The organism is Stenotrophomonas sp. YJH_SMC_8 (genome assembly GCF_059371315.1).
Window position 1 is genome coordinate 40511 of record NZ_JCAFUL010000023.1, and the last position, 11901, is coordinate 52411.

Annotated in this window: 10 protein-coding genes and 1 pseudogene; 4 read left to right on the plus strand and 7 right to left on the minus strand. The window is 67.6% G+C overall.

Features of this window, described 5'->3' with window-relative positions:
• Positions 1–4 precede the first annotated feature (4 nt).
• The 4 genes from plsB to AC5P88_RS19325 form a co-directional block, all read right to left on the minus strand.
• Positions 5–2641 carry a glycerol-3-phosphate 1-O-acyltransferase PlsB gene (gene plsB / locus AC5P88_RS19310; RefSeq protein WP_106551164.1) on the minus strand — a complete coding sequence of 879 codons (2637 nt, stop codon included), beginning with the start codon at positions 2639–2641 and terminating at the stop codon, positions 5–7.
• Positions 2641–3594, minus strand: a complete 954-nt coding sequence (locus AC5P88_RS19315) for a hypothetical protein (protein ID WP_495225798.1) — start codon at positions 3592–3594, stop codon at positions 2641–2643. The genes plsB and AC5P88_RS19315 overlap by 1 nt, the downstream gene beginning before the upstream one ends.
• Positions 3595–4046: 452 nt before the next feature.
• A complete protein-coding gene (gene pyrF / locus AC5P88_RS19320; protein WP_164139363.1) occupies positions 4047–4772 on the minus strand; it encodes an orotidine-5'-phosphate decarboxylase in 726 nt (241 codons plus the stop codon).
• A complete protein-coding gene (locus AC5P88_RS19325) occupies positions 4769–5692 on the minus strand; it encodes a 5'-nucleotidase, lipoprotein e(P4) family (protein WP_495225799.1) in 924 nt (307 codons plus the stop codon). The genes pyrF and AC5P88_RS19325 overlap by 4 nt, the downstream gene beginning before the upstream one ends.
• Before the next feature lie 101 nt (positions 5693–5793).
• On the opposite strand from AC5P88_RS19325, the gene AC5P88_RS19330 reads away from it, so the two are divergent.
• On the plus strand, positions 5794–6444 hold the full coding sequence (locus AC5P88_RS19330; protein WP_495225800.1) for a YceH family protein: 651 nt from the start codon (positions 5794–5796) through the stop codon (positions 6442–6444).
• A gap of 114 nt (positions 6445–6558) precedes the next feature.
• On the opposite strand, the gene AC5P88_RS19335 is transcribed toward AC5P88_RS19330, so the two are convergent.
• Both AC5P88_RS19335 and AC5P88_RS19340 read right to left on the minus strand, forming a co-directional pair.
• Positions 6559–7086, minus strand: a complete 528-nt coding sequence (locus AC5P88_RS19335; RefSeq protein WP_495225801.1) for a GNAT family N-acetyltransferase — start codon at positions 7084–7086, stop codon at positions 6559–6561.
• A 259-nt stretch (positions 7087–7345) separates the two neighbouring features.
• Positions 7346–9322, minus strand: coding sequence for a UvrD-helicase domain-containing protein (locus tag AC5P88_RS19340; protein ID WP_495225802.1), 1977 nt, complete (start codon positions 9320–9322; stop codon positions 7346–7348).
• A 99-nt stretch (positions 9323–9421) separates the two neighbouring features.
• Here AC5P88_RS19340 and AC5P88_RS19345 point away from each other — a divergent pair, with 99 nt between their 5' ends.
• From AC5P88_RS19345 to AC5P88_RS19355, 3 genes are read left to right on the plus strand one after another with little or no spacing between them, the layout of a single operon-like run.
• Positions 9422–10150: a hypothetical protein gene (locus tag AC5P88_RS19345; protein WP_495225803.1), complete on the plus strand. Its 729-nt coding sequence runs from the start codon at positions 9422–9424 to the stop codon at positions 10148–10150.
• Positions 10151–10189: 39 nt separating this feature from the next.
• Positions 10190–10921, plus strand: a complete 732-nt coding sequence (locus AC5P88_RS19350; RefSeq protein WP_286074633.1) for an SEL1-like repeat protein — start codon at positions 10190–10192, stop codon at positions 10919–10921.
• Between the two features lie 9 nt (positions 10922–10930).
• Positions 10931–11551, plus strand: coding sequence for a thymidine kinase (locus AC5P88_RS19355; protein ID WP_005407490.1), 621 nt, complete (start codon positions 10931–10933; stop codon positions 11549–11551).
• Positions 11552–11778: 227 nt separating this feature from the next.
• Here AC5P88_RS19355 and AC5P88_RS19360 read toward each other — a convergent pair.
• Positions 11779–11901, minus strand: a pseudogene (locus AC5P88_RS19360) (IS110 family transposase); the annotation flags it as partial.

The following is an 11901-nucleotide window of genomic DNA, read 5'->3' on the forward strand; positions in this document are numbered from 1 at the left end:
CAGTTCAATCCTGCGGCGCAGGCTCGTCCGGGCGTGCCGCTTCCGGGCTGACCCGTTCGATGGTGTGGCGCAGTTCGCGGCCGAGGATGAACTTGGCGTCCTTGGCCCAGGCATCCAGGCGCTCGTCGAACAGCAGCTTGCTGTTCTCGTCCGGCCACACCAGGCGCAGTTCGCGCAGCTTCTGGATGAAGCCGCGGAACAGGGTGCGGTCGAAGAACTCCGGCGCGGCCGGTGCATAGAGCAGGCTCAAGCGCTGCGCCGCCTGCTGGCACAGGCTTTCCAGCTCGGCCGCACCCAGCACGCCCGGGCCATTCTTCACCAGCACCGAGATGGCGATGTAATAGCGCTCGAACGCCTGCTGCAGCGAGTGGCCGATCGCACGCAGGCGGAACACTTCGTCGGTCTGCCCGGTGTTGCGCGCCAGGATGCCGCCGTCGTCATCATTGACGTTCTGCAGCAGGCCCTCGCGCACGAACACGTTGATGGTCTGGTCGATGCGCTGCGCGAACTCGTCCTCGCTCCACGGCAGGAACAGCTCGGCCTGCAGGAACGGGTACACCGTGCGGCCCAGCTGGACCAGGCCGGTGCGGCTCATGCGGCGGTTGTTCTGGAAGCAGCAGGCCACCCACGACGAGGCGGTGAACAGGTGCAGCACGTTGTTGCGGAAGTAGCTCAGCAGCACCGCGGTATCGCCGCTGACGCTGAGCACATCGCCCAGCGGGTGCTTGATGCGGGTGAGGACGTTGATTTCCTCGGCGTGGGCGATGATCCGCTCCGGCGAGTGCGGGGTCACCGTCACCCGGTCCGAGTACGGCATTTCGACCAGCAGGGTCTTGCACAGCTCGATCTGCGCGATCAGGTCGGCCTCGCCCATCGCATGCTTCGGCGTGGACAGCAGGGCCAGCGCCAGCAGGTTGATCGGGTTGACGTCGGCAGCACCGTTGATGTGCACCTGGATGCGCTCGGCCAGCGTATCCACCGTGGTCGACAGCCACGCCGGCTTCTCGTCCTCGGACACCGCCTCGCCCTTCCACTCCGGCGCCTTCTCGGCCAGCACGTCGTTCAGCGCGATCGGCTCGCCGAAGTTCACCACCACCTGGCCGTAGTTCTGCTTGAGCACCTTGGGGATGCCCCACAGCAGCGACCAGATCGATTCCTTCTCCTTCGGCCGCCCGGACAGTTCGTCCAGGTAGCTGCCACCTTCCATCAGCTTCTCATAGCCGATGTAGATGGGCTGGAACAGCACCGGCTTGCGCGGCTGGCGCAGGAACGCGCGCAGCGTCATCGAGATCATGCCGCCCTTGGGCTGCAGCAGGCGGCCGGTGCGCGAACGGCCACCCTCGACGAAGTACTCCAGCGAGTAGCCACCGGCCACCAGCTGCGCGACGTACTCACTGAGCACGGCCGAGTACAGCGCGTTGCCGCGGATCGAGCGGCGGATGAAGAACGCACCGCCCTTGCGCAGCAGGGTGCCGACCACCGGCAGGTTCAGGTTGATGCCGGCCACGATGTGCGGCGGCACGATGCCACGGTCGTACAGCAGGTAGGACAGCAGCAGGTAGTCCATGTGGCTGCGGTGGCTGGGCACGTAGACCACTTCGTGGCCCGGTGCGGCGGCCTTGAACTTGTCCAGATGGTGCACCAGCACGCCCGCATAGATGCGGTTCCACACGTGGCTGAGCATGAAGCTGGCCGAACGCACCACCGGGCTGGAGTAGTCCGCGGCGATTTCCCAGGCGTAGGCGTGCGCCTTCTTCCAGGCATCGGCCGGCTTGGAGTTGTCGCGCTTGGCCTGCGCGGCAATCGCTTCGCGCACCGGTTCGGCGGCCAGCACCTGGTCCACCAGCAGGCGCCGGGTCGACAGGTCAGGGCCGATCACCGATTCACGGATGCGGCGGAAATGGGTACGCAGCACGCGCTGCAGCTTGCGTACCGTGCGCTCCGGCTCCAGGCCTTCGTCAACGGTGTTGCGCAGCGAGATCGGCGGTGCGAAGCGGACGATGGTGCTGCGACCATTCAGCAGCACCGCCAGCAGGCGGCGGAAGCGGCCGACCAGCGCCCAGTTTTCCGAGAACAGCACCGCGAACCAGCCGCTCTGCTTGTCCGGCGCGCGGCCGACGAAGATCGACACCGGCACCAGGTGGACATCCAGGTCCTCGCGCACGCGGTGCGCCTGCAGGACCTTGGCCAGCGAGTCGGAATGGGTCTTGGCGCCCCGCTGTTCGGGAATCAGCGAATTGCTGGAGCTGCGGCGCGACAGTGCCAGGTAAGCGCGCTTGCGCCCGGTCGGGTCACCGGCCAGCGGCACCAGCGGCGACGGCAGGCCGGCCTGGCGGCAGGCCTTGTCCAGGATCAGCGCGTTGGACAGGCCATAGTCTTCCAGCACGTACATGACCGGGCGGCCATCGTTGTACTGGCCCGGGTCTTCCGGCTCGATCTTCAGCGACAGCCACGGCTCGACCAGGCGGCCCAGAAGTCTTGCCCACAGCGGGCGGCGGCCGGCCGGACGCGCATGCGCGGGCGGCGGTACCGGGTTCGGGCCGGTACCGGTCGAGGGGGACGCCGGCACCGTATCGGCGGGCGTCGACTGGGATTCTTCGCCGGGGAACGGCAGCGGGTTCTGTTTCGACATCGGCGCCATTATGGCTTAGGCGGTGGCGTTGCCGCTTCCCCACCCTCGGCGGGGGCTTCAGCCGGTTCGGGTGCGGCGGCGGCGCGGGCCGCATCGGCCTTGCGCAGCAGGGCGTCGGTGTCGGCCAGGGTTCGGGTCAGGTACCAGTGGCCTTCGCGCCGGCTCAGCGGCAGCTGCAGGCTCATCTCGCGACCAGCGAGGTCGTAGCGCAGGCGTACCAGCGCGTTGTCGCCTTCCACCGACAGCAGTTCGCCGCGCACGCTGCGCAACGCGTCGTCCACGCCCAGCCCGTAGCTGCCCAGCACCGCCTTGAGGGTGTGGATGAACGGCGCCAGCTGCTCCAGGCTGCCTTCCATGCCCGCGGCCTGCAGGCCGGCTTCGTCGTCGAAGCCAACCTTGTTGGCGGCGCCGACCAGCGCGGCGATGGTGCTGCGTGCGCGGGCCCGGTCACTGATCGGGGCGCCCTGCGCCCAGCCGGCCAGGGTTTCGACGAGGGCGATGTAGTGCGCCTGCTGGCCCGGTGTATAGCCCTTCTGGTGGCGCAGGTACTGCACACCGAAGTTGCCCATCGACTGTGCAGCCTGGCGCACGGCGCCGGCTTGGCCGGCCAGCTGGCGATCGAAGCTGCGCTGCAGTTCTGCACCGGCGTTGGGCTTGCGCAGTGCGGCCAGCATCGGCAGCAGCTGGTCGCCCAGCGGCAGTTCGGTCAGCGGCCATTGGCTGTGGCCTTCGGTCCAGGCCTGTTGCAGGCGCTGGTACTGGCTCGGCGGTACCGACAGCTTTGCGTAGCCGACCAGATCGTCCTCGGCCAGGCGCAGCGCCATCGCCTGCACCGCCGCGACCGGCTCAGCCGCCGGCTTGGCCGGGTCCTGGGCAGATTCACGACACGCCGCCACGGCCAGCAGCAGCATGGCTGCCAGCCCCCATCCACGCGCAGACCTTCCTCGCACTGCCACGCTCATGCACTCGGACTCCCCGGACCGGTCCGCATCTTGCGGCCTGTGACGTGACAGCGGCAAGCCGGGGGGGCAACTTGGGGTCAGATCCCTTCTGCCAGGGGCAGAAGGGATCTGACCCCGGGCCGGGCCCCGCGCATAAAAAAAGAGCCGGGATCACGGGGGATCACAGGCTCTTCAAGCCGGCACAAGGCCGGTGGACAGTGTTGTGGCACATGTCCGGCCCGAGGACCGGATGGCGGCGATCCTACGCTGCCTCTCAAGTTAAGGCAACACTTCACGTAATGTCATATAAATTATTGATTTTATTTAATTTAATGACCCGCAACACCAAGCCCGTGGAATCTACGGCATGTTTTGTGGCGATTCGGGCACAACCGCTCCCCAGGCCGGATGCAAAAACGCCACCCCGCGCGGGACGGGGTGGCGTTCGAGCGTGCAGCTCTGGCCGCGGAATCTCAGCGTGCAGCCAGCGCCGACGCGATTTCCTGCTGGATCGCCCGTGCCGCGGCCTGCGGATCGGTGGCCAGGCGGATCGGGCGGCCGACCACGATGGCGTCAGCGCCATCGGCGAAGGCCTGGGCCACGCCAACGGTGCGCTTCTGGTCATCGCCGACCGGGCCACCCGGACGGATGCCCGGGCAGACGATCGAGAAGCCCGCGCCCGTGGCAGCGCGGATCGGCCCCGCTTCCTGGCCCGAGGCGATCACGCCATCGATGCCGGCGGCCTGGGCGGCCAGCGCGCGCTCGACCACCACGTCGACCGGTTCGCGGTCGATGCCCATCTGTGCCAGGTCCGGGCGGCCCATCGAGGTCAGCACGGTCACCGCCAGCAGGCGCATGTCGCCGCTGTTGGCGGCCGCGCAGGCCTCCATCATGGCCGGGTGCCAACCATGGATGGTGGCGTAGCTGACCGGCCACTGCGACAGGCGCTTGATCACCGCCGCAGCGGTGGCCGGGATGTCGAAGAACTTCAGATCGACGAACACGCGCTTGTCGCGGCGGGCCAGCTCGTCCAGCACCTGGAAGTACTCGCCCGACGCCAGCAGTTCCATGCCGATCTTGTAGAACGCCACGCTGTCGCCGAGGCGATCGACCCATTCCAATGCCTGCACGCGGTCGGGCACGTCCAGCGCGAAGATCAGGCGCTCGTCATCGCGCAGCGGCAGCGGCGCGCGGCTCACGGTGCGTAGTCCAGGGCAGCGCGCTTGGCGTCGTGGCGGGCCTGGCGCGACTGGCTGTAGTCGTTGTTGAACTGCGCCGGCTCGAAGCCGCCGTAGGTCGGGTTCGGCAGCATCCACCAGCGTTCGCCGAACCAGTCGTGGTACTGCTGCAGCAGGGCGTCACGGCCCTCGTTGGTGTTGGCGGTCACTTCCACGAAGTCGCCCAGCTGGTCGCCGAACTGCATCAGCACGCGGTACTTCTGCCCGGCCAGGCGGCGGCGGCAGTTCTTCTCGCTGCCGGCCTGCTCGCAGCCTTCGACCACGGTGCCCAGGCCGAGGAACACGCTGTCATCGGCCACCGGCAGGCCCTGCTCGCGCAGGTTGGCCAGGGTCGCGTCCTTCAGGTGCACGGCGCGGTTGGAGATGTACAGCAGGGTCACGCCCTTGGCGTTGGCGGCCTTGGCGAAATCAACCACGCCCGGAATGGCCTTGGCCTTCTTCTCGGCCACCCACTGGTCCCAGCTCAGCTCGTCGTACTCCTTGCCATCGCGCACCAGGCGCGCCTGGTAGGGCGAGTTGTCCAGCACGGTCTCGTCCACGTCCAGCACCACGGCCGGCTTCAGGCCCTTGGCCTCGTTGCCGCGTTCTTCCGGCACCAGCGCGTCCCAGTGGGCTTCCTTCAGCGCTGCATCCAGGTGGTTGGCGGCGGCACGGTAGGTCTGCTCGGTGATCGCCTTGTACTCCTGCGCGCGCTGCATCCACAGCACGGCGTTGAGATTGTCGTTGGCGGTCGCATCAAGCGCGCCATCGGCCTTGGCGGCAGCGGCCGGGGCCTCCGGGGCAGCGGCTTCGGCAGCAGGCGCATCCACGCGCTTGCAGGCGGACAGGCCCAGCGCCGCCGTGGCGAGCAGGGTCAGGGACAGGGAAACAGGACGACGCATGGATTCACCGGCAATCAGATATACCCGCGCATTTTACCGGCAAAGGCGGCCTCGGGACGGCTATGCTTGGCGGTTGACCCGTTGCCCTTCCGGAGGCCGCCATGACCGATTCCGTCCAGACCCCCGACGTTCCCCTGCTCGACGCCGTGCAGGCCCGCCTGCTGGGCTGCCTGGTGGAGAAGGAGGCAACCACACCGGACACCTACCCGCTGACGGTCAATGCGGCCCAGTCGGCCGCCAACCAGAAGACCGCCCGCGAGCCGGTGATGAACGTCGACGCTGGCAGCGTGCAGCACGCCCTGCGCCAGCTGGAGACACTTGGGCTGGCACGCCAGCACTTTTCTTCACGCGCCGACCGTTACGAACACCGGCTGCAGGGCGCGCTGGACCTGACCCGGCAGCAGACCGTGCTGCTGGCGATGCTGCTGCTGCGAGGTCCGCAGACCCTGGGCGAGCTGGTCTCGCGCAGCGAGCGCCTGCACCGCTTCGCCGATGCCGATGAAGCCCGCCACGCCATCGAGCGCCTGCAGCAGCGCGCGCTGCTGGTGGTGCTGCCGCGCGCCAGCGGCCAGCGCGAGGACCGCTACATGCACCTGCTGTGCGGTGAAGTGGATGGCGCCGCCCTGGCAGCGAAGTACGCCAGCGCTGGCGGCGGCAGCGAGGCCGCCGACCCGGGCCTGGCCGAGCGCGTCGCCCAGCTGGAAGCAGCGGTGGCCGAGCTGCAGGCACAGCTGGCGGAACTGCGGGGCTGAAGGGTGGGTGCCGACCGTTGGTCGGCACCCACCACGATCAGCCCACCGGGGTCGGATCCCGCACTGCTGGCTCTGACCCCATCGCCACCTCGGGTTGCCGGCCAGCGGCCGGCACTACCCGACCTCTGCCGCACCCGGCGTGGCATACAAGCGGCTCGGGCTGTCCACGCCCGGCAACTGGATCACCCCACGCACCTGCATGCCCAGCCCCAGCAGGATCTTCCCGGACGCGACGTTGTCCAGATCGGTGATGCCATACAGATCGTGCAGGCCCAGCTCGCCACGCGCATGCGCGAACACCGCGCGCGCCGCCTCACCGGCATAGCCCTGCCCGGCGAATTCCGACAGCACCGCATAGCCGATGTCCGGCCCCGGCAGGCCATCGCGCCGCACCAGTCCGGCGTTACCCAGCCAGGCGCCATCGGACAACCGCTCGATGGCATACATGCCGAAGCCATTCAACGCATAGCTGTGCAGCACGCGCAGCGCGATGTACTCGCGTGCCTGTTCCTCGCTGCGCACATTGCGGTCGCCGATGAAGCGCAGGAAGCCCGGATCATTCAACAACCCCAGCATCGGCACCGCGTCGCGGTCAGGCTCGATGCGGCGCAGCCGCAGGCGTTCGCTTTCGATGGGATGCACGCGCAGACCTCCAGCCGAAACCCCGATTCTGCCTCAACGTTCGGCTGTTGTTTTTGATTTTCTTTGCATTGCCGTGGAAGGAAGCACCCGGAATCTGTCAGAGGCCGGTCGGGGTGGGTTCGCGGGGGTATCCGCGCCATGGATGGCGCGGCTAAGCCCCCAGGGACGGGTTCACGGCGTCCCCCGCGAACCCACCCCGACCGGCCACACTGCGGAACCAACGCGCTCCACCACGGAGGGGCGGCTCCGTTGGAGCGCCTTAGTCGAACAGCGCTTCGATCGCCGCCAGCCCCGCGCTCGCGCGCTCCTTCTTCCGCGCCGCATCCGCCACCGGGTCAGCGCCGTCACGCTGGATTTCCTCAGCCGGAATCTCCTCGAAGAACCGGCTCGGCTTCAGCCGCACGTGTTCGCCGAACTTGCGGGTCAGCTTGCTGTAGCTCATCCACAGCTGGATCTTGGCGCGGGTGATGCCCACGTACAGCAGGCGCCGCTCTTCCTGCAGGTTGCCCTCGTCCAGGCTGACCTGGTGCGGCAGCACGCCGTCCTCGCAGCCAACGATGAACACGTACGGGAATTCCAGGCCCTTGGAGGCGTGCATGGTCATCATGCGCACCTGGTTGCCGCCCTCGTCCTTGTCACTGCGCGACAGCAGTGCCAGCTGGCCGGCCAGGTCGGCCGCGGTAGCACCACGCGGGCCACCCTCGAACCACTGCGCCAGCTCTTCGATGTTGTTCGCCCGGCGCTGGTAGCTGGCCTCTTCCTTGGCCTGCTGGCGCAGCTCGCTGAGCAGGCCCGACTCCTTGGCGACCTTGCGGATCATGTCGCCGGAAGTGACCTGCCGGGTCTGCGCGCGCAGGTCGCGCAGGATATCGGTGAAGCGCGCCAGGCTGTTGGCCGCGCGCGGTGGCAGCTGCTGCAGCGCGCCGATCGCTTCAGCGGCCTGCGCCATCGGCATGTCCTTTTCCTGCGCCAGCTCGGCCAGCCTGGCCAGCGTGCCGGCGCCGACGTCGCGCTTGGGCGACTGCACCGCACGCATGAACGCGGTGTCGTCATCCGGGTTCACCAGCAGCCGCAGCCAGGCCAGCGTGTCCTTCACTTCCTGGCGTTCCAGGAACATGGTGCCGCCGGTCAGGTGGTAGGGAATGCGCAGCAGCTGCATCGCCTTTTCCAGCGGGCGTGACTGGAAGTTGCCGCGGAACAGGATGCAGAAGTCACTCCACGGCACGTTGCGCGACTGGGCCACGAAGGCGATCTCGGCCGCGACCTTTTCCGCTTCATGTTCGCTGTTGCGGCATTCCCATACGCGGATGCGTTCGCCGTCGGCCTGGTCGCTCCACAGCTTCTTCAGGTGCTCGTGCGGGTTGTTGGCGATCAGCGCGTTTGCGGCGCGCAGCACGCGGTTGGAGCAGCGGTAATTCTGCTCCAGCTTGATGATCTCCAGCTTGGGGTAGTCGCGCCCCATCTGCTGCAGATTTTCCGGGTTGGCGCCACGCCAGGCGTAGATCGACTGGTCGTCATCGCCCACGCAGGTGAAGTTGCCCTTGTCGCCGGCCAGCTGCTTGAGCAGGCGGTACTGCGCGTCGTTGGTGTCCTGGCATTCGTCCACCAGCAGGTAGCCGATTCGCTCGCGCCAGGCCAGCGCGATCTCCGGATTCTCTTCCAGGATCTGCACCGGCAAACGGATCAGGTCATCGAAATCGACCGCATTGAACGCGGTCAGGCGCAGCTGGTAGCGCTCGTAGACGCTGGCCGCTTCCTTCTCGCGGTTGCTGCGCGCGGCGGCCATCGCCTGCTCGGGCGACAGGCCGGCGTTCTTCGCGCGCGACACCAGGTTCTTCATGTCCTCGATGTCGTCGGGCTTGGCCCCGTACATCAGGTCCTTGATCTGCGCGGCGGCATCGTCGGCATCGAAGATCGAGAAACCACGCTTCAGGCCCACAGCGGCATGCTCGATCTGCAGGAACTTCAGGCCCAGCGCATGGAAGGTGCAGATGGTCACCTCGTCCGCATCCTGCTCGCGCAGGCGCTTGGCCACACGCTCGCGCATTTCCTTGGCCGACTTGTTGGTGAAGGTGATCGCGGCGATGCGGCGTGCCGGATAGCGGCCGCTGCCGATCAGATGGGCGATCTTTTCCACGATCACGCGCGTCTTGCCGCTGCCCGCGCCGGCGAGCACCAGCAACGGGCCTTCGATGTGCAGGACGGCGGCGGCTTGGGGGGGATTGAGACCGTGCATGGGAATGGGATTGTAGCGGGGCCGCAGCGGGCGGACCTGACTTGCATGCACACCGTTCCTAAGCTATTGATTCGGCACCGGAGCACTGGAGCCAGGTGCATGCGCCCGACCGCTTCTGCCGCCCTGCTGGGCACCCTGCTGTTGCTGCTGGCGCCGTTGGCCGCCCGCAGTGCGGACTGCGCGCCCGATCCTGGCGCATCGTTGCGGCCTGCGCTGATGACCCAGGGCTTCCTGCAGGCTCATCCTGACCTGCACTGGCGCGAGCTGGGCCTCCAGTCGTGGCGCCAGGGCCGGCCCGATCATGCGCTGGTGCGCTTCAAGCGGGCGGCCGCGCACGCCGACAAGCTGTCGCAGTCGCTGGTCGCGCGCATGTACCAGGAGGGCACGGGTACCACCCCTGATCCGGTGCTGGCCTACATCTGGATGGACCTGGCCGCCGAACGCGGCTACCGCGACCTGCTGCTGGAGCGCGAGCGCTACTGGAACCGCCTGGATGCCGCGCAGCGGCAACGGGTACTCATCGAAGGGCCGGCGCTGTATGCGGCCTACGGCGATGCCACGGCCAAGCCGCGCATGGAGGCTGCCATGCGCATGGACCGCAGCCGCATGACCGGCAGCCGTACCGGCTGGGTCAGCTCGATGCTGCAGGTGGAACTGTCCGACGGCCCGGAAGCCGGCTGGCCGACCCGCGGCGATGACTACTACCGGGATGCATACTGGGACCCTGCAGCGTACTGGTGCATGCAGGACCGCATCTGGGAACAGGAATTCCGCGGCCGCAGCGTCGAGGTCGGCCCACTCAGCCCCGTGGAAGGCGCGGGGCGCTGACGTTCGTATTTCCATAGTCATTGCCAGGAGGGCGATCATATGAAAGCGAAGCACGCTCCACTCTTCTGCCTGCTGCTGGGCCTGTCGATGGCCGCTGGCGTGACCGCCAGGGAATGCCCGGTGGAGGCCCCGCGGCAGATCCCGCCAACCGTCCTGACCGGAGGCTTCTTCGATGCCCATCCGGACCTGTTCTGGCGCAGCATGGCCCAGCGGGCCGAACGGGACAGACAGCCCGCCAGGGCGCTGGACTACTACAAGCGTTCGGCGCGCTACGCCGACAAATTCTCCCAGGCCATGGTGGCGCGGCTGTACCAGGAGGGCCTCGGTACCCGGGCCGATCCGGTGATGGCCTACATCTGGATGGACCTTGCCGCCGAGCGCATGTATCACGACTTCCTGGTGCTGCGGGAGCACTATTGGGCACGCCTGGACGCATTGCAGCAGGCACAGGCGATCGAGCGCGGCCAGCAGGTCTATGCCGACTATGGCGACCGCGTGGCCAAGCCTCGCATGGAGCGCGCCCTCAGGGACGGCCGCCAGCAGATCACCGGCAGCCGCCTCGGGTACGTGAGCTCCGGCCTGATCGTCGTCCAGCGCCGCGGCAACGAGCAGGGCATCGCGACGCCGGGCAGCATCGTCTACGACAACGACTACTGGCGCGCCGCCGACTACTGGTGCCTGCAGGACAACTACTGGCGCCCCGCGCTGACCCCCAGCGTCGAGATAGGACGGCCGGACACGGTCCGCGACGACAAGGCGGTGGGCGACTAGAATTGGCCGATGGCCAAGCTCTATTTCTACTATTCGGCGATGAACGCCGGCAAGACCACGACCCTGCTGCAGAGCGCGCACAACTACCGCGAGCGCGGCATGCGGGTGGCGATCCTGACCCCGCGCCTGGATGATCGTGCCGGCGCCGGCGTGGTGGCCTCGCGGATCGGCCTGCGTGCCGACGGCATGGCCTTCGACCGTGACACCGACCTGCAGCACTGGGTCGAACAGGACCTGGCCGCCAACGGCCCGATGGGCTGCGTGCTGGTGGATGAAGCGCAGTTCCTCACCCGCGCCCAGGTCTGGCAACTCAGCGAGGTGGTCGACCAGCTGCGCATTCCGGTGCTGTGCTACGGCCTGCGCACCGATTTCCGCGGCGAGCTGTTCGAGGGCAGCCAGTACCTGCTGGCCTGGGCCGACGAGATGCAGGAGATCAAGACCATCTGCCACAGCGGCAAGAAGGCAACGATGACGGTACGCGTGGACGAACATGGCCACGCGGTAAAGGATGGCCCGCAGGTGGAGATCGGTGGCAACGACCGCTACGTGTCGGTCAGCCGTGCCGAGTTCAAGAAGATCACCCGCGGTGAAGGGCGGATCGACCCGGCGCAGGCGCCCCTGCCGCTGTAAGGGGTGTTCTTTTGCAGGGCTGTGCCCTGCACCTGCAAAGGCAACACCAACAACAACAGCAAAAGCAAAAGCTGGCATTCCGTGGGATGGCGGGGCACTGTGGATGTGCGGGGCCGCCGTGAACCCATCCATGGGGGCTTGGTCGCCGCATCCATGCGGCTCACACCCCGCACACCCACAGTGCCCCGCCTTCGACAGTTGGCCGGCGGCCAGTAGCAACTGTCTTGTCAGGGGCAGCCGAGGGCCACCTCGGCGTCTCGCTTACGGGCGTTGAGGATCACCAGCATTTTGCGCATGACCGCCACGAGCGCCACCTTGCTTGCTTTGCCCTTGGCCTTCAGGCCAGCGTA